Origin of the sequence: Streptomyces sp. NPDC052236, from assembly GCF_044548015.1 — a bacterium.
Lineage (GTDB): Bacteria > Actinomycetota > Actinomycetes > Streptomycetales > Streptomycetaceae > Streptomyces.
Window position 1 is genome coordinate 703,576 of the sequence record NZ_JBIUBL010000001.1, and the last position, 16,612, is coordinate 720,187.

18 protein-coding genes and 1 tRNA gene are annotated in these 16,612 nt (G+C 68.2%); 14 read left to right on the forward strand and 5 right to left on the reverse strand.

Annotation, left to right across the window (positions count from 1 at the left end; translation table 11 throughout):
- Positions 1–76 precede the first annotated feature (76 nt).
- Positions 77–149 (forward strand) — tRNA-Arg (locus ACIHCQ_RS03340).
- A gap of 110 nt (positions 150–259) precedes the next feature.
- Here the strand turns inward: ACIHCQ_RS03340 and ACIHCQ_RS03345 are convergent.
- From ACIHCQ_RS03345 to ACIHCQ_RS03355, 3 genes are read right to left on the reverse strand one after another with little or no spacing between them, the layout of a single operon-like run.
- Complete coding sequence (locus ACIHCQ_RS03345; RefSeq protein ID WP_399657621.1) at positions 260–436, reverse strand: tyrosine-type recombinase/integrase; 177 nt, start codon at positions 434–436, stop codon at positions 260–262.
- 19 nt (positions 437–455) lie between these two features.
- Positions 456–1,307: a helix-turn-helix domain-containing protein gene (locus tag ACIHCQ_RS03350; protein WP_399657284.1), complete on the reverse strand. Its 852-nt coding sequence runs from the start codon at positions 1,305–1,307 to the stop codon at positions 456–458.
- Between the two features lie 15 nt (positions 1,308–1,322).
- Positions 1,323–2,024, reverse strand: coding sequence for a DUF6879 family protein (locus ACIHCQ_RS03355; protein ID WP_399657624.1), 702 nt, complete (start codon positions 2,022–2,024; stop codon positions 1,323–1,325).
- 422 nt (positions 2,025–2,446) lie between these two features.
- Between ACIHCQ_RS03355 and ACIHCQ_RS03360 the strand changes: the two genes are divergently transcribed.
- Positions 2,447–3,502, forward strand: a complete 1,056-nt coding sequence (locus tag ACIHCQ_RS03360; RefSeq protein ID WP_399657286.1) for a UDP-glucose dehydrogenase family protein — start codon at positions 2,447–2,449, stop codon at positions 3,500–3,502.
- Positions 3,503–3,638: 136 nt separating this feature from the next.
- Entirely contained in the window at positions 3,639–4,061 is a 423-nt protein-coding gene (locus ACIHCQ_RS03365) for an NUDIX domain-containing protein (RefSeq protein WP_399657288.1), read from the forward strand.
- A 50-nt stretch (positions 4,062–4,111) separates the two neighbouring features.
- On the opposite strand, the gene ACIHCQ_RS03370 is transcribed toward ACIHCQ_RS03365, so the two are convergent.
- A complete protein-coding gene (locus ACIHCQ_RS03370; RefSeq protein WP_399657290.1) occupies positions 4,112–5,344 on the reverse strand; it encodes an epoxide hydrolase family protein in 1,233 nt (410 codons plus the stop codon).
- 61 nt (positions 5,345–5,405) lie between these two features.
- On the opposite strand from ACIHCQ_RS03370, the gene ACIHCQ_RS03375 reads away from it, so the two are divergent.
- Positions 5,406–6,368 (forward strand): helix-turn-helix transcriptional regulator, encoded by a 963-nt coding sequence (locus ACIHCQ_RS03375; RefSeq protein ID WP_399657292.1) that lies wholly within the window; start codon positions 5,406–5,408, stop codon positions 6,366–6,368.
- Here ACIHCQ_RS03375 and ACIHCQ_RS03380 read toward each other — a convergent pair.
- Complete coding sequence (locus ACIHCQ_RS03380; protein WP_399657294.1) at positions 6,346–7,194, reverse strand: helix-turn-helix domain-containing protein; 849 nt, start codon at positions 7,192–7,194, stop codon at positions 6,346–6,348. The two genes, ACIHCQ_RS03375 and ACIHCQ_RS03380, sit on opposite strands and share 23 nt — an antisense overlap.
- Positions 7,195–7,340: 146 nt before the next feature.
- Here ACIHCQ_RS03380 and ACIHCQ_RS03385 point away from each other — a divergent pair, with 146 nt between their 5' ends.
- The 10 genes from ACIHCQ_RS03385 (at position 7,341) to ACIHCQ_RS03430 (ending at position 16,606) form a co-directional block, all read left to right on the forward strand.
- The gene (locus ACIHCQ_RS03385; protein ID WP_399657296.1) at positions 7,341–7,703 is read left to right on the forward strand and encodes a VOC family protein; all 363 of its coding nucleotides are present in this window, start codon (positions 7,341–7,343) and stop codon (positions 7,701–7,703) included.
- A 1-nt stretch (position 7,704) separates the two neighbouring features.
- Positions 7,705–8,121, forward strand: a complete 417-nt coding sequence (locus tag ACIHCQ_RS03390; RefSeq protein ID WP_399657298.1) for an SRPBCC family protein — start codon at positions 7,705–7,707, stop codon at positions 8,119–8,121.
- An 86-nt stretch (positions 8,122–8,207) separates the two neighbouring features.
- Entirely contained in the window at positions 8,208–8,807 is a 600-nt protein-coding gene (locus tag ACIHCQ_RS03395) for a DinB family protein (RefSeq protein WP_399657300.1), read from the forward strand.
- Between the two features lie 9 nt (positions 8,808–8,816).
- Positions 8,817–9,707, forward strand: coding sequence for an arginase family protein (locus ACIHCQ_RS03400; RefSeq protein WP_399657302.1), 891 nt, complete (start codon positions 8,817–8,819; stop codon positions 9,705–9,707).
- Positions 9,708–9,728: 21 nt separating this feature from the next.
- The gene (locus ACIHCQ_RS03405; RefSeq protein ID WP_399657304.1) at positions 9,729–10,601 is read left to right on the forward strand and encodes a DUF2797 domain-containing protein; all 873 of its coding nucleotides are present in this window, start codon (positions 9,729–9,731) and stop codon (positions 10,599–10,601) included.
- An 89-nt stretch (positions 10,602–10,690) separates the two neighbouring features.
- The gene (locus ACIHCQ_RS03410) at positions 10,691–11,026 is read left to right on the forward strand and encodes an antibiotic biosynthesis monooxygenase family protein (RefSeq protein ID WP_399657306.1); all 336 of its coding nucleotides are present in this window, start codon (positions 10,691–10,693) and stop codon (positions 11,024–11,026) included.
- Entirely contained in the window at positions 10,983–11,942 is a 960-nt protein-coding gene (locus ACIHCQ_RS03415) for an amidohydrolase family protein (protein WP_399657308.1), read from the forward strand. The genes ACIHCQ_RS03410 and ACIHCQ_RS03415 overlap by 44 nt, the downstream gene beginning before the upstream one ends.
- Positions 11,943–12,163: 221 nt before the next feature.
- Positions 12,164–14,182 (forward strand): transglycosylase domain-containing protein, encoded by a 2,019-nt coding sequence (locus tag ACIHCQ_RS03420; RefSeq protein ID WP_399657310.1) that lies wholly within the window; start codon positions 12,164–12,166, stop codon positions 14,180–14,182.
- 90 nt (positions 14,183–14,272) lie between these two features.
- The gene (locus tag ACIHCQ_RS03425; protein ID WP_399657312.1) at positions 14,273–15,010 is read left to right on the forward strand and encodes a response regulator transcription factor; all 738 of its coding nucleotides are present in this window, start codon (positions 14,273–14,275) and stop codon (positions 15,008–15,010) included.
- A gap of 24 nt (positions 15,011–15,034) precedes the next feature.
- Positions 15,035–16,606, forward strand: coding sequence for a sensor histidine kinase (locus tag ACIHCQ_RS03430; RefSeq protein WP_399657315.1), 1,572 nt, complete (start codon positions 15,035–15,037; stop codon positions 16,604–16,606).
- Positions 16,607–16,612: the final 6 nt, after the last annotated feature.

Consider the following 16,612-nt stretch of genomic DNA (forward strand, 5'->3'; position numbering starts at 1 on the left):
GGATTTCGCCTGACGGCGCGGGTCATGTAATGTTGTTCCCGCAACGCCAACCGGGAAGAAAAGCCCGGAACGCCAAGCACTCGTAGCTTAACGGATAGAGCATCTGACTACGGATCAGAAGGTTGCAGGTTCGAATCCTGCCGAGTGCACAAAGAAATGCAAGGTCAGAGCCCTGATTCTCCCAAATGGAGGTCGGGGCTTTCGCCTTGCCGTCTCACGGAGTCTCATGCATCACCGAGCGTAACCAATTGATTGCAGCTCAGTCGAGCAGTTTCATCAGCTTCTCCGAGCCCGCCATGAGCGACTGCGGGTCCGGGTGAACGTAGTTGCGCTTCGTGAAGGACAGATCGCTGTGTCCGGCCCACGCCGAGACGACGGTGTCCGGCACGCCGCTGTTCGCCATCCAAGACAGGCAGGCGTGACGAGCGTCGTACAGCTTCTCGGACGTGTCGGTCTCAGCGTGAGTTCAACTCCCGTCTCGCTGCATTGATGAGGTTCTGCGCGGCAACGCCGTACACGGCGGACTCCCGGAGCGTCTTCCAGGTCCGCAGATGGGTGCCCACGCTGGCTTCGTCGTCGATCCACAACTCCGCGTGCCAGTTCTCAATGATCACCTGGCGGTCGTCGTAGATCCAGAAGGCGGTGGCCGGGGGGATCTTGAGAGAGGCGGACATCGGAATGATCCCCAGCTCTACGGTGTCCAGGCCGACGGCTCCTCCGAGGCGGTCGAGCTGGGCAGCAAGCACGGACGGCGGACAGATCAAGGCATGAAGGGCGGCCTCCCACATGATGAGGTGGAAACGCTTCGAGGAGTCGTACAGCGCCTCTTGCCGCTTCATGCGGGACCGCACTGCTTCCTCGGTGTCGCGCGGCGAGCGCTGTAGCTCTGCGTATCTCGTGAAGATCGATCGGGCGTAGTCCGGCGTCTGGAGAATCCCAAAGATCATGGAGGACTCCCAGCCACGAAACACGGAGGCGTCGGTATGAGCGCTCAGGTGGGTGTCCTGGACGGCCTTGTGCCCCGAGGCCAGCTGCCGCCGCCATGACCGGATGTGAGACTCGAAGCCCCGGAGACGCGCGAGCAGCTCGTCGTACGCCTCGGGCTGGCTGGTTGCCTCCGCCCACTTGCGCAGGTCGTCGGGCGTAGGAGTCTGCCTGCCATTCTCCAACCTGCTGACCTTGGACTTGTTCCACCCGTACTGCTGGGCGAGATCCGTACCGGTGAGCCGACCCCCAGGGGTGGAGAGTCGGAGCTCGCGCATCCGTACCCCGAGTGCCTCTCGTGCCTGCTGGTAGTCCGTGCTCACCGGTACGCACCTGCCTCAGTCCTCCTTCGCGGCCAACCGTGCCGCGAACTCCTCGTACGGGTTGGCATGATGCATCGCCGCGTCACGCGCCATGGCGTACCGCAGTACTGCTGCAGGCTCCGTGATCAGCTCGACGTTGACCAGGTTGTCGGCGTCGTCGAAGTTGAGCAGCGCGACCAGCCGGGAGTCGAAGATCCAGAAATCTTCGGCGGGCAAGCAGAGCCGGCCGGCATCCGCGCGCCAGAGGTTGAGGATCTTCTCGCCGACGGCGCTGTTGCGACGCGCGTTGTCGAGCAGGTAGAGCTGGCCGGCCGTCGGCGGGTTGTCGACGATGCGGACACGCTCGAACCGCTTGCCGAGCGCGACCTGCTCGCGGCGCTCCGCGCACCATTCCGCGTCGATTCCCTCCCAGTTGACGGGCTCGCCGCGGGTGAACTGGGCGTAGGTGTCGGTGAGCTCGTCGGACGCGTACCGGCGGCGGGTCTCCAGGCGCCACGCCGTGTGCTCGAACTGCGTGAAGAGCCGGTCGAACTCGTCTAGTCCGATGATGTTCGGCACGCGGACGACCTCCTTGGGAGCGAAGTCGACGAGTAGTTCACGTGGCACCACGATCGGCACTTCGCCCTCGTTCAGGTGCCGGAGTTGGGCGACGTCGTCAGGGTCGGTGAGGGCCGTGCCGTGGATGATGACCTCACCCGTGTCGAGGTCCTCGTGCATAGCCGGGCACCCGTTGACGCCGCTGCGCGTGCCGTTGAAACGCAGTCGTCGGGCCGTGATCACGTCCTTCCGATGGGGACTGATCTCCCAAGCTTCCCCGAGGTCAGCGTCTTCTGATGGGGTTCCGTCGATCCATATCAGCAACCTTGCGCAACCTCACCCGGTCGTCAAGCAACTTCGCGCAACTTCCATGGCGACTCTCAACTCCATCGCCCTAGCGTCCTGTTCATGGCTAGGACGGGATTGCGGGATGTCGACCCGCACGCGGCAGTGAAGTCTTTGAGGGCGGCGCTCACAACCGCAAGCGGCCTGCGCCCGCCGGTTACGACCCGGTCAGCTCCGCCAAGTCCTGGCTGACATGGCGCCTCGACGTCAGCCCCCCCGACGCTCGCCCCGTCGGAGGTCCGGAAACCTCCGGCGGGGTGGGTCTCCAGCCCCCGCCCCCAAGTACCACGCCCGGGACAGGTCGAGCCTGGGGCGGGTCACCAGCACGGCACGATACCTCCCAGAAAGGGAACGTCCATGACCGTCATGCTCGACAGCCCTACCCACGCCCGCACCAGGGAACCGAAGGAGCTGCTCAACGCCGTCCAACCGCGCATCAGGCATCTGACCGTCAACATCCTCGACAGATCGAGGACACCCTGCGCCCCGACCGGATCGTCGTCGGCGTCTCATCCCCGTACGCGGAAGATGTTGTACGAGAGGTCTACGCACCTCTCCTCCAGAACGGGATCCCGCTCTTCGTGACCGATCCGGCCACCGCCGAGCTCATCAAGGGCGCCGCCAACGCCTACCTCGGCATGAAGATCTCTTTCATCAATGGCGTCGCCGACATGTGCGCCGCCGCAGGTGCCGACATCCAGCAACTCGCCGAGGCCATCGGCTTCGACCCTCGCATCGGCCGCGGCGGCCTCAACGCCGGACCGGGCTACGGCGGCGGCTGCCTCCCCAAGGACGTCCGAGCCTTCACCGCCTCCGCTCGTACCCTCGGCGCGAACGAGGCCGCCACCCTGCTGCGGGCTGCTGAGCAGGTCAACGAATCCCGGCCCATCGCTGCCCTGGGCTTGATCGAGCAGACTCTCGGCCGTCCGGTGAAGGGTGTCCGCGTCACCGTCTGGGGCGCCTCCTTCAAGGCCGGAACGGACGACGTCCGCGAATCTCCGGCGCTCGCCATCGCCGCCCTCATGCGCCGGCGCGGTGCCACCGTCACCGTCCACGACCCCCACGCCGTACGCACCGCCCTGCGCCGCCACCCCGAACTCGACTACGCCGACGACCTGGAGGACTCGGTCAAGGACGCCGGACTCATCGTCCTGGCCACCGAATGGCCCCACTTCCGCGAAGCCGACCCCAAGGCATTGGCCCCACTGGTCGCGGACCCCGTGCTCGTGGACCTCCGCAACCTCCTCAACGCCGACGCCTGGCGCATGGCCGGATGGACCGTACGCCAGCTCGGACGACCCGCACAGGAATAGCAGACACACGGACGGGGATCCATCGCCGGACCCGCAGGGGCCGCGAAGCCGCAGCTACTGCCTGACGCTCTCCCGGTACCCAACCGGCGGCCGTGTCCACACGACACGGCCGCCGGCCTTTGGGCACACATGAGACGTGACCACAGACGCCGGGCAGCACCCGGACACCGGAACCGCCGCCCTCATCACCAACAGTCGCGGCGAATACCTGCTCCACCTCCGCGACGACATCCCCGGCATCTGCTGGCCCGGCTACTGGGCCCTCGTCGGCGGCCGGCCCGAACCCGGCGAGAGCCTCAGTGATGCCATCGCCCGCGAGCTCAAGGAAGAGACCGGACTCGACCTCCCTCTGGAGGAATTTGTCACCGTCCAGCAGGAGGACGCCGGGCCCCTCGACAAAAGCGCCATCAAGGTCTTCCGCACCCACTGGGACGGCGACGCCCACGCCCTCCCGATCACCGAGGGCATCATGTTCCACTGGTTCCCCGCCGCCACCCTGCCCCGGCTCCGTGTGCCCCCGTGGTGCCGAGAGGCTGTCCGCCTGGATCTCGGGGAGTGACCCGCCTCATCGTCAGCCTCTCCTTCTACCGGCCGGGTCGGATCTCTCTGTCAGTGCCCTTTGCCGAAGAACTCGCGGACGTCGCTGACGAGCAGCTTCGGGGCTTCCATCGCGAGGAAGTGGCCGCCGCGGTCCAGTTCGGTCCACCGCACGACGTTGTGGTCGCGTTCGGCCCAGCGGCGGATGGTCACGTCGTGGGTGGAGACCAGTACGGCCGTGGGCACCGTCCCGCGCTGGTCGGCCCAGTTGTCCTGGTCGTTGCCCCAGCTGGTGTCTTGTTCGGTGGCTACGCCGGAGTCGGTGCTCCAGTCGGTGGCTGCGGCCTCGCCCCAGGCGTTCGCGGAGATCTCCTCGTAGTAGATCTGGGCGGCTGAAGCGGCCGTGCCGGTCAGCCAGTACAGCGAGACCTCGGTCAGGATGTGGTCCCGGTCGATGCTGTCCTCGGGCAGTCCCTCTTCCGGGTCCGTGAGCTCCTTGAACTTTTCCACGATCCAGGCCAGCTGACCGACGGGGGAGTCGGTGAGGGCGTACGCCACGGTCTGCGGCCGTTTGGAGTTGCACTGCAGGTAGCCGTCGTTGAAGTTCTGCATGGTCTGCCAGCGTCGTTGTTCGACCTCGGTGAGGCCGTCCGTCTCGCCCTCCGCGCCGACCGGGAACGTGAACATCGCGTTGACATGGATGCCGATGACGCGGTCCGGCGCCTGCTTGCCCATCTCCGGGGCGACCCACGAGCCGGTGTCGTAGCCCTGGACGCCGTAGCGCGCGTAGCCGAGGCGGGACATCAGCTGGGTGAGCGCCCCGGCCATCGTGGCCGCGCCCATGCCCGGCCCGGCCAGCGGGGTGGAGAACGCGAACCCCGGCAGCGAGGGGACGACCAGGTGGAAGGCGTCTGCCGGATCGCCACCGTGCGCGCGGGGATCGGACAAGGGGCCGATGACATCGAGGAAGTCCACCACTGAGCCCGGCCAGCCGTGCAGCAGCATCAGCGGCGTGGCGTCGGGCTCGGGGGAGCGCACGTGCAGGAAGTGAATGTTCTGTCCATCGATGGTGGTCATGTACTGGGGATGCTGGTTGAGCGCCGCCTCGTGCGTCCGCCAGTCGTAGGCGGTACGCCAGTGTTCGGCGAGTCCCTTCAGGTACGCCACCGGAACGCCGCGGCTCCAGCCGACACCGGGCAGTTCGTCCGGCCAGCGCGTGGCGGCCAGACGGGAGTGGAGATCGTCGAGCTGGGCCTGCGGGATGTCGATGCGGAAGGGGCGGATATCGGGTGTCGCGTTCGTCATGGTTGCGAAGCTAGGGCTCGCTGAGGTCAGTTTCTGTCCTAAGCTCCGCCAGTCTGGAGGCATGTTGAAGACTTCAGGACGGCTGCTGAAGCTGCTCTCCCTGCTCCAGACCCATCGCGACTGGTCCGGCGCCGAGCTCGCCGAACGCCTCGCGGTCAGCCGGCGCACCCTGCGCCGCGATGTGGAGCGGCTGCGCGAGCTCGGCTACCCGGTGCACGCCACCCAGGGCACCGCCGGCTACCGGCTCGGCGCCGGGGCCAAGCTGCCCCCGCTGCTGCTCGACGACGATGAGGCCATCGCCGTCGCGATCGGGCTGCGCACCGCGGCGGGCGGCTCGGTCACCGGGATCGAGGAGTCCTCCCTGCGGGCGCTCACCAAGCTGGAGCAGGTGTTGCCATCCCGGCTGCGGCACCGGGTGAACACCCTGCACACCGCTACTGTCCGGGCCGGCGCGGACCCGGCACCCAAGGTTTCCGCGGACACCCTCATGGCCATCGCTGAGGCGTGCCGCCGCAGTGAGCGGCTGCGCTTCGACTACACGAGCCCCCGCGGCGGCCACAGTGTCCGCTCGGTCGAGCCGCACAGCCTGGTCAGCTTCGGGCGCCACTGGTACCTGGTCGCCTGGGACACCGACCGCACGGACTGGCGCACCTTCCGCGTCGACCGGCTCACCCCACGCACCCCGACCGGCCCGCGGTTCACCCGTCGTGAACTACCCGACGGCGACGTGGCGACCTATGTGGCCCACCAGCTGTCGTCGCGGACGTGGCGCTTCCAGGCCGGCATCACCCTGCACGAGCCCGCCGCAGCGGTCGCCGACCGCGTCTGGCCCGGCATGGGCGTCATCGAACCCATCGACGACCACAGCTGCCTACTGCACCTCGGCGCCGATACCCCCCGCGACCTCGCGTGGATGATCACCTCGGTCGACGCGGACTTCACCCTCACCCACGCCCCGCCCGAACTTGCCGAGGCTCTGCGCACCCAAGGCACGCGCTGCCTCAATGCCCTACGGGAGGTATAGGCGTCCCAGGGACGAGCAGGCGTCGCAGTGCCGTCGGGGTGTGGCCCAGGTACTGGCGCATGGTCCGGCTCAGGTGGGCCTGGTCGGCGAAGCCGAGGTCCGCGGCGAGGGTGGCGAGACTGGTTTCTCCCTCCTCCAAGCGGTCGAGTGCCCGGCCTATGCGGACGCGATTGCGATAGCGGGTCACCGATATGCCCAGTTCGCGGGTGAAGGACCGGCTCAAGCGGTACGGCGAGACGCCGAGCAGTCCCGCGAGCGGAAACAGTCCGTCCGAGGCCGGGTGGCCGTCGGTGATCGCCTGGCGGGCTGCCGCTACGAGAGACGCTTCGTTTCTGGGGGCTTGTGCGAGGGCTTGTGCGCCGAGCGGTGTGGGGCCGGAGACGACCTGGCCGAGGGTGGTGGCGAGCAGGCCGAGCAATTCCTCCGTCAGCGCGTAGTCGAGATCCCCCGTCCGGGCGGTCGCGAGGAGCCTGCGATGGGTGAGGTCGAGGCGGGCATCGACGTACACGCTCTGCGTGGCCAGGTGTGCTGTGTCGCCGGCCATGACCTGCCAGAGCGCCGGTGTCAGGCTGATCGACGTGCAGTCGTCTCCTCCGGCGGGGTGGGCGAACTGTTCTTCCTCGCCCGGCACGCCTACGTACGACATCGTCCGGTCGATATCCGCGCGGGCGCCGGCCGCGCGCCTGCGGAACCGGCCGCGGCGCACGAGCACCACCCGGTAGTCGTCCCGCACTTCGGCCTCCGACCAGCGGGTGTGCTCGTCCTGGCACGTCACAGCGGTGACGCTGAAATCGGGCCGGACAGCGAGAGCGGTAGCTGAGAGCACTCTTGAACGCTACGCCGAGGGTCTGACAATCGTCCGCGCAAGGATGTTCAAGACGAGGACCCACTGCCGCGAGCAGGCTGATCGACGTGACCCGTTACGTCACGCCTCACCAGCACCGATACGAACGATACGAAGGAGTCATCGGCATGCCCGCTCTCGCACAGTTCAGCGCGATCACCATCGACTGCGCCGATCCGGCCACGCTCGCCGAGTTCTACCAGAAGGCCACCGGCTGGGACATCACCTCCAGCGACCAGGACTTCGCCTCTCTGGGCGACGGCGGTCCGATACAGGTCGCCTTCCAGCGCATCGAGGGATACCAGGCGCCGGGATGGCCCGACGACCGCAAGCACGCGCACCTCGACCTCACCGTCACCGACCTGGAGAGCGCCGCCAAGGAACTGCTCGCCCTCGGCGCGTCGATGCCCGAGTTCCAGCCCGGCGACGGCGAGTGGGTGGTGCTCACCGACCCCGAGGGGCACCCGTTCTGCCTCACCACCGGCGCCTGACATGGCTCACATACGTAAGGAATTCCTGGTCCACAGCACCCCTGATCGCGTCTGGGCGGCGCTCCGGGACGTCGGCGAGGTGCACCGGTGCCTGGTGCCCGGATTCGTGACAGACACCCAGCTCAAGGGCGACATCAGAGTCGTGACCTTCGCGAGCGGCGTCGTGGTGCACGAGCTTCTCGTCGACATCGACGACGAAGCACGCCGGGTCGCCTATACCGTGGTTGGCGGGTCACTGGCACCGGCGCCCAAGCACCATCACGCGTCGATGCAGGTCTTCGCCGATGGCGAGGAACAGAGTCGATTCGTCTGGATCACCGACGTGACACCGGACGACCTCGCTGGTCCTATCGCCGAGATGATGGGCGAGGGAGCACGCATTATGCAGAGGACGCTGGAGGCCCAAGCAGACAACTGACCGAACGATCAGGCGTGTACACGGACGCGGCACCCGGCATCCTTCTCCTCAAGGACAGCGGGTGCCGTCGTACGAGAGGCGTAAATGTGTTCGATCTGAAGCAGGAGCTACACCGCAAGCTGCAAGCGGGCAGGGCCGGGCTGCTCTCCAAGCTCGACGGCTTGAGCGAGTACGACCTGCGTCGGCCCATGACACCGACCGGCACCAACTTGCTCGGCCTTATCAAGCACCTGGCCGGTGTGGAGTATGAATACCTCGGAGCTTCGTTCAAGCGGCCGGCGCCGGAGACCATGTCGTGGACCGAGGACGGGTCGATCTGGCATGGCGCCGATATGTGGGCGACGGCCGACGAGTCCAGCGAGTACCTGATCGGGCTCTACAAGCGGGCCTGCGCGCACGGCGATCAGACCATCGCGGAGCTGGATCTGGAGGCCCCCGGATGGGTGGCTCACTGGCCGGAGGAGCGGCGCGACACGACCCTGGGCGTCCTGATCATTCGGATGGTGGCCGAGACCGCGCAGCATGCGGGCCATGCGGATGTCGTCCGCGAGCTCATCGACGGGCGCGGCGGTACTGATCAGGACGAGCTCGGGGACCAGGATTGGTGGCGGGAGTACGTTGCCGCGATCCAGGCGGCGGCGGACTCCTTCGGGGCAGGCGTACCGGCGGACAACCCAACCGATTAGGGGCTTGGAGTGCGCGAGCTTGCGGTCATCGAGGCGCCTTCCGTGCTCGGGTTGCGGCCGTCCGGCGTTGAGGAGTTGCCCGGGGCTCTCCTCCGGGCCGGACTCGCCGAGCGCGTCGGGGCGGTGAGGGCCGGGCGGGTCGAGGCGCCCGCGTACGAGGCCGGGCGGGATCCTGACACCGGGGTCCTCAATCCCGGTGGCATCGCGCGGTACTCCGTCGCCCTGGCCGATGCCGTCGGCGGCGTACTGGACCGTGGTCTCTTCCCCGTCGTCCTTGGCGGCGACTGCAGCATCCTGCTGGGCAACCTCCTCGCCCTACGCCGACGACGCGGACGGTACGGCCTGCTGTTCCTCGACGGCCACACCGACTTCTACCAGCCGTCCGCCGAACCGACCGGGGAGGCGGCATCGATGGAGCTCGCCCTCGCGACGGGCCGTGGCCCCCGGCTGCTCACTGACCTCGAAGGGCTCGGGCCGTTGCTGCGGGACGAGGATGTCGTCGCCTTCGGGTTCCGGGATGCAGCCCAGTCCGCCGAGGCGGGGATGCAGCCGCTGCCGCCCGGCCTGCACGCGGTCGACCTCGACCGGGTGCGGGCCCTCGGGGCCGCCGTGGCAGCGCGCCAAGCCGTTGAGCTGCTGGCCGGGGGCGGGAGCGCCGGATACTGGGTGCACCTCGACGTCGACGTACTGGACGACGCGATCATGCCTGCCGTCGACTACCGCCAACCGGGCGGGCTGACCTGGCCGGAACTGGAGAGTGTGCTGCGCACCGCCCTGGCCGGTGACCGCGCCATCGGCTTTGATGTGACGATCTTCAACCCGCGCCTCGACCCCGAAGGGCATATCGCCGCCCGTCTTGTTGAGTGCCTGGGGAGAGGGCTGAGCGACGCACACGGCTAGGGCGGGCGGAGGCAGGCGAATATGGCGTGGCGGTGTGCGGGACTCGCGTGGCCACGGGAGGCGCGGGTGCCCGTCCTCCTCTGGGAAGGCGGCCGCATCAGCCCCCTGACCAGCGGGAAAGAGCTCGGCTTCCGCGCCGAGGGGGAGCGGCGCTGCGTGGGGGCTCGTGGCAACGCCTGTCCCCTGGGTGCCGTCGTGGCCGGGCGGGCGACCCAGGCGCGGTGCCCGGAGTGCGCGCGGCTTGACCGCGCCCACTCGGTCGCCGCCGACACCATGGCCGACGACCCGCGTACGTACCGCGTCTACCTCGCCTGGTTCGGGCCCGGGATGGTCAAGGTCGGCATCACCGGCGAGGAGCGCGGCCCCGCGCGGCTGCTGGAGCAAGGGGCCGTCGTCTTCAGCTGGCTCGGGCGCGGGCCGCTGATGGCCGCGCGGCGGACCGAGGAGTTGCTGCGTACGGCCCTGGGGGTGCCCGATCGGATTCCGTACGCGGCCAAACGCGCCGCGCGGGCCGAGCTGCCGGGCGCGGCGGAGCGGGTGGCGGAGATCGAGGCGCTGCACCGGCGCGCGGTCACTCTCAAGGGGTGGGCGGAGTCGCTGGAGCCGTTGGAGTTCGAGGCCGTTGATCACGCGGGCATTTTTGGGCTGGAGGGGCTGGCTCCCGCCACCGGCGTCGTACGCGAGCTGGTCGACGGTGGCGTGGTCGCCGGGCGGCTGCTGGCCACCGCCGGGCCCGATCTCCATCTGCGGACCCCGGGGGGAGCGGTGATCGTGCTCGATACGCGGCTCATGAACGGGTGGGCGCTCGTCGGGGCCGATGCCGGGGCGGGAGTGACCGTGCCTGTGGTTGACGTGATGCCGCCTCCCCAGTCTGTGCAGGACGGGCTGTTCTGAAGGTTCAAGGTCAAGACTTGGATCCCCTATGGATCCCTTACTGCAATGTGTGTGGACACCCGCCCGGCCCGGCACGGAAGGTGAGTGCCATGACCATCAAACCTGTTCCGGCACATGAACCGCCGTACTACACCGTCGTCTTCACCTCCGTACGTCCGGATGGCGCCGAGGGCTACGGCGAGACCGCTCAGCGGATGGAGGACCTCGTGAAGGAAGTACCGGGCTTCCTCGGATACGAGTCCGCCAAGACCCCCGGCGGGCTCGCCATCACCGTCGGATACTTCAGGGACGAGCACTCCATAGCCACCTGGCAGCAGAACCTGCAGCACCAGGCCGCGCAGCGGCGCGGGCGGGCCGAGTGGTACGACAGCTACACCGTCCATGTCGGCAAGGTCGAGCGGAGTTACGCCTTTGAGCGCCAGTGAGAGTGCGAGTGCGAGTGGGATAGAGAGTGGGATAGAAGCGGCAGATGTACGGAGGTTCTGGGGGCGGCTCGGAGTACCTGGACTCGTTGACGTACACACGCACTTCATGCCCGACCAGGTACTGAAGAAAGTGTGGGCCTACTTCGACGCCGTAGGGCCGCTCACCGGCACGGACTGGCCCATCACCTACCGGCACGAGGAAGAGCGGCGCGTCGCCCTGCTCCGCGAATTCGGCGTGCTCACCTTCACCTCGATGCTGTATCCGCACAAGCCGGGGATGGCCGCCTGGCTCAACGGCTGGGCCGCCGACTTCGCGGCGCGTACGCCCGAGTGCGCGCACACGGCCACCCTCTTCCCGGAGGAGGGCGCCGAGAGGTACGTGCGCGAAGCCGTCGAGCGCGGGGCGCGGATCTTCAAGTCGCACCTCCAGGTGGGGGCCTACGACCCCAACGACCCGCTGTTGGATCCCGTATGGGGGCTGCTCGCCGAGGCCGCCGTCCCGGTGGTGATGCACTGCGGGTCCGGGCCCGCGCCCGGCAAGTACACCGGGCCCGAGCCGGTGGGGCGGGTGCTCGCGCGCCATCCCCGGCTGCGGCTGATCGTCGCGCACATGGGAATGCCCGAGTACACCGACTTCCTCGATCTGGCCGACTCGTACAGCCACGTCATGCTGGACACGACCATGGCCTTCACGGACTTCGTCGAGCGTCATACGCCCTTCCCCCAAGCGAAACGGGAGCGCGACCGGCTGCTCGGCCTGGGTGACCGGATACTCCTCGGGACCGATTTCCCGAACATCCCCTATCCGTACGTCCATCAGCTTCAGGCGCTGGAGCGGCTGGAGCTCGGGGACGACTGGCTGCGAGCCGTCTGTTACGAGAACGGGGCCAGGCTGTTCGCCCGGTTCACCTCCTAGATCCCTGTGCGGCAGCCGGTATCCGGGCTCGGAAGCGAATGAAGGCAAACACTTTCCTGACATCCGTTGGCGCTCTCTCACCGTCTCAGAGGTGGAGCAACGCGTCGGCCCTGCTTGTACGTCAAGCGCTGAACTCGGGTCGCGGACCGGCGGACCGCCCTTGGGCTGTCCGCACACGCAGCCGTCCTCCGGGATGACTGCCGGGCAAGGAGTTCCCTCATATGCGCAAACCCCCGTCCCCGGCACAGAACCACCCCGCCCCTGCCGCCACTCCCGTCTCAGGTCGCAGGCGCTTGATCGACTATCCGCGCCGCGGGAGAGCGGGCCTTCGGCGCTGGTTACCGTCGTGGCGGCTGCTGCTGGGGTCCTCGCTGATGTGCTTGGGAGCCCTGTCCGGGCTCTTCGCCATCTTGTACGCGCGCATTGACATTCCGGATGAGAATGCGGCGGCACGTCAGGAAGCCAACGTCTACTACTGGGCGGACGGCAGCCAGCTGGTGTCTGTCGGCGAGGTGGACCGGCAGATCGTGCGGCTTGATCAGATACCGGTTTCGGTACAGAACTCGGTGGTGGCCGCGGAGAACGCGAGTTTCTACAGCGACTCCGGCGTCTCGGTCACAGGCCTGGCGCGTGCGGGCGTCAACATGGCCCGCGGACAGGATGCCCAGGGCGGCTCGACGATCACCCAGCAGTATGTGAAGAACACCTACCTGACCCAGGAACAGACCTACACCCGCAAGCTCAAGGAATTCTTCATCTCTTTGAAGCTGAGCCGGCAGAAGTCCAAGGGTGAGGTCCTGCAGGGATACCTCAACACCAGCTGGTTCGGACGCGGGGCAAATGGAATCCAGGCGGCGGCGGCTGCGTACTACGGCATTCCCGCCAAGGACATCAACCCCAGCCAGGCCGCGATGCTGGCGTCGCTGCTGAAGGGCGCGGATCAGTACGACCCCGCGCTCAGTACGGCGAACCACAAGCGCGCGGTCGAGCGCTGGAGCTGGATCCTGGACCGCCAGGTCGAGGTGGGGCTGATGAGCGCGAGCGAGCGCGCCAAGTACCGGGTGTTCCCGGAACCCAAGCGGCAGTCCATGTCGACGAGCATGGCGGGCCAGACCGGCTACCTCGTCGCCGTGGCCGACAACTACATCAGGAAGAGCATCGGTCTTACCGCCAAGGACCTCGCACGCGGCGGCTACCAGATCCACACGACGTTCGAGAAGGACAAGGTGGAGCGGCTGCAGCAGGCCGTCAAGGAGGTCACCGGCGCCGCCATCGACCCCAAGAAGCGTGCCGCCGACCGCTATGTCGAGGTCGGTGCCGCATCCGTCCGGCCCAAGGACGGGGCCATCGTCGCCCTCTACGGCGGCGCCGACGCCACCAAGCACTTCACCAACAACGCCGACACATCCGGTGTCCCGGTCGGGTCGGTATTCAAGCCCTTCGTGCTGGCCGCCTACTTCCAGGGCGTGCTGGGTGACAAATCCGGCAGCATTCCCGCCATGGCGGAAGGCGCTCCCGAACTGCCGGTCCTGGAAAGCGCCCTGGTGACCTCCAGCCACGGGCCGTTCGTCCGGCTCGGCAAGACAGTGGGATGGACCCGGATCAGGGATACAGCCGTGAAGTCCGGGCTGGCGCCGAGCAGCATGGCCCCCCTGGAACAGACCTTTTCCATCGGCACATCGACGCCCAGCGCCATCCGTATGGCCGACGCCTACGCCACCTTCGCCAACGACGGTATGCAGACGGATCCGTACTCGGTGACCCGAATCCTCAAGGGCGGAAAGCCACTGGGTGGCCTCGACCGTCCCCGCTCCCGTCTCGCCCTCGAACCGAAGACGGTCGGCGTCGTCAATGAAGTGCTGCACGGCGTGGCCCGCACCAACGGCACCAAGACCGTTGACGCCGCATCGGCATCCGTCGCCACAGGCGACAACGACAGGACCAAGTCGGCCTGGTTCGTCGGCTACAGCCCGGACCTGTCCACCGCCGTCACCCTTTTCCGCAACAAGCCCGGAAAGTCTCTTCTCCCCCTCCAGGGTGTAGGCGGCGACGACTCCGCGCGCGGCAACGTTTTCCCCCCGCGGATCTGGGCCCGGTTCATGGGCGGCGCCGGCGACTTCTCCCTGAACCGCAGACCGCCCATATTGGCTGTACCGGCACCGGCACCGGGGCCGGAACAGTCCCGCGGTCTCACCGAGCCTGCCAGTCCCACCGAGCCCGCGAGTCCCACCGAGCCCTGAGCGCCGGAGCACGGGAGGCCCAGGTTTTTCTCAGGTAATTCACAGGAAAGAACCAGGGCCCTCTCAGGGCGGGGTCGCAAGGTCAGCACCATGACCGCGACCTCGCACCACAGGCGTACCGAAATGCTCAGGCCGGACGGCAGCCCCGTCCGGGTGCTCGTCGTCGACGACGAGGCGGCGCTGAGCGAACTGCTGTCGATGGCCCTGCGCTACGAAGGGTGGGAAGTCCGCAGCGCCGGCGACGGCGCGGGCGCGGTGCGCACGGCGCGCGACTTCCGGCCCGACGCGGTGATCCTGGATGTGATGCTGCCCGACATGGACGGTCTGGCCGTCCTGGGGCGGCTGCGCCGCGACCTGCCCGAGGTGCCGGTGCTCTTCCTGACCGCCCGGGACGCGGTCGAGGACCGGATCGCGGGGCTGACGGCGGGCGGCGACGACTACGTCACCAAGCCGTTCTCGCTGGAGGAGGTCGTGGCCAGGCTGCGCGGGCTGATCCGGCGGTCGGGGGCGGCGAGCACACGCAGCGAATCGATGCTGGCGGTCGGCGATCTGACCCTGGACGAGGACAGCCACGAGGTCAGCCGCGCGGGGCAGTCCATTCACCTCACCGCGACCGAGTTCGAACTGCTGCGCTTCCTGATGCGCAATCCGCGGCGGGTGCTGAGCAAGGCGCAGATCCTCGACCGGGTGTGGTCGTACGACTTCGGCGGGCAGGCCAATGTGGTCGAGCTGTACGTCTCGTATCTGCGGAAGAAAATCGACGCCGGACGGACGCCGATGATCCACACCCGGCGCGGCGCCGGCTACCTGATCAAGCCCGGCGAGTAGACGAGTAGACGAGTAGACGAGTAGATGAGGGGCTTGAAGGGGCGCAGATGGTCGTTGCGGACGCGGCTGGTGGTCTCGGCGGTGACGCTGATCGCGGTCGTGTCGGCGGTGATCGGCACGGTCACGACGATTGCCTACCGGAGCTACCTGTACGGGCAGTTGGACACTCAGCTGGGCGATATCGCGGCCCGGGCGGCGGGCCGGCCGCCGGGCAAGCTCGCGGACGGGCCGCCGCCCGGCTGGCGGGCGCTCGGCTTCGTAACCGGCGGCGGTACGCCCGTGGGCACTGCCGGCGTCCAGCTCAACCCTGACGGCACGGTCTCCGACTCTCTGGTCAGCGTCGAGTCGGAGGCGGGTGACCTCGGGGAGGAAGGGCTCAACACCGCACAGGCCAACGCCTTGGCCCAAGTCCCGCACGACAGCGAATCGCACACCGTCGAGCTGCCTGGCCGGGGCGGCTACCGGGTCAAGTACACACAGGGTGAGAACGGCACTTTCCTCGTCGGGATCCCCACCAGCGATGTACAGAAAGGGATCACCACCCTCATCCTGGTCGAGGTCAGCGTCACCGGTGCCGGACTGATCGCCGCCGGAATCGCGGGCGGCGCCCTGGTCGGCGTGGCGCTCCGGCCGCTGCGGCGCGTCGCCGCCACCGCCACCCGGGTCTCCGAGCTGAACCTGCACAGCGGCGAAGTGACCCTGTACGAACGGGTCGCCGACGCCGAAGCCGACCCCCGCACCGAGGTCGGGCAGGTCGGCGCCGCACTCAACCGGATGCTCGGGCATGTCGGTTCGGCGCTCGCCGTGCGGCAGGAGAGCGAGACACGGGTCCGGCAGTTCGTCGCGGACGCCAGCCATGAGCTGCGTACGCCGCTGGCCTCGATCCGCGGGTACGCCGAGCTGACCCGGCGCGGGCGCGAAGAGGTCGGCGCGGACACCCGGCACGCGCTGGGGCGCATCGAGGCCGAGGCCACCCGGATGACCGGTCTGGTGGAGGATCTGCTGCTGCTCGCGCGGCTCGACACCGGACACGGCCGCCCGCTCTCGTACGAGAGCACCGATCTCTCGCCGCTGGTCATGGACGCTGTCAGCGACGCGCAGGCCGCCGACCAGAGCCACACATGGCGGCTGGAGCTGCCCGTCGAACCGGCGACCGTGCTCGGTGACGGCCCCCGGCTCCATCAGGTGCTGGTGAACCTGCTGGCGAACGCCCGTACCCACACGCCACCCGGTACGACCGTCACCGCGCGCGTACGGCGTGGCGGGCCGACCGTCGTGCTGGAGGTCGAGGACGACGGGCCCGGCATCCCGCAGGAGCTGCTCCCGCACATCTTCGAGCGGTTCGCGCGCGGCGACGCGTCCAGATCACGGCACGCCGGATCCACCGGGCTCGGGCTGGCGATCGTCCAGGCGGTCGTCACCGCGCACGGCGGGAGGGTGTCGGTGCGGTCCCGGCCGGGGCACACCCTCTTCGCCGTGGAAATGCCGACCGAGCAGTACCCCGATCAGTACTCCGAGCAGTACTCCGAGCAGTACTCCGAGCAGTACTCCGAGCAGTACTCACAGACTGGGCACAGGCGCAGCACACTGCCGTGACAGCGC

Excerpts from the sequence above, each read along its gene's own strand:
- ACIHCQ_RS03355 (WP_399657624.1), bottom strand. The coding sequence starts at position 2,024 with ATGCACGAGGACCTCGACACGGGTGAGGTCATCATCCACGGCACGGCC.
- ACIHCQ_RS03375 (WP_399657292.1), top strand. The coding sequence starts at position 5,406 with ATGTTGAAGACTTCAGGACGGCTGCTGAAGCTGCTCTCCCTGCTCCAG.
- ACIHCQ_RS03390 (WP_399657298.1), top strand. The coding sequence starts at position 7,705 with ATGGCTCACATACGTAAGGAATTCCTGGTCCACAGCACCCCTGATCGC.
- ACIHCQ_RS03405 (WP_399657304.1), top strand. The coding sequence starts at position 9,729 with ATGGCGTGGCGGTGTGCGGGACTCGCGTGGCCACGGGAGGCGCGGGTG.
- ACIHCQ_RS03410 (WP_399657306.1), top strand. The coding sequence starts at position 10,691 with ATGACCATCAAACCTGTTCCGGCACATGAACCGCCGTACTACACCGTC.
- ACIHCQ_RS03370 (WP_399657290.1), bottom strand. The coding sequence starts at position 5,344 with ATGACGAACGCGACACCCGATATCCGCCCCTTCCGCATCGACATCCCG.
- ACIHCQ_RS03420 (WP_399657310.1), top strand. The coding sequence starts at position 12,164 with ATGCGCAAACCCCCGTCCCCGGCACAGAACCACCCCGCCCCTGCCGCC.
- ACIHCQ_RS03415 (WP_399657308.1), top strand. The coding sequence starts at position 10,983 with ATGTCGGCAAGGTCGAGCGGAGTTACGCCTTTGAGCGCCAGTGAGAGT.
- ACIHCQ_RS03430 (WP_399657315.1), top strand. The coding sequence starts at position 15,035 with ATGAGGGGCTTGAAGGGGCGCAGATGGTCGTTGCGGACGCGGCTGGTG.
- ACIHCQ_RS03425 (WP_399657312.1), top strand. The coding sequence starts at position 14,273 with ATGACCGCGACCTCGCACCACAGGCGTACCGAAATGCTCAGGCCGGAC.
- ACIHCQ_RS03385 (WP_399657296.1), top strand. The coding sequence starts at position 7,341 with ATGCCCGCTCTCGCACAGTTCAGCGCGATCACCATCGACTGCGCCGAT.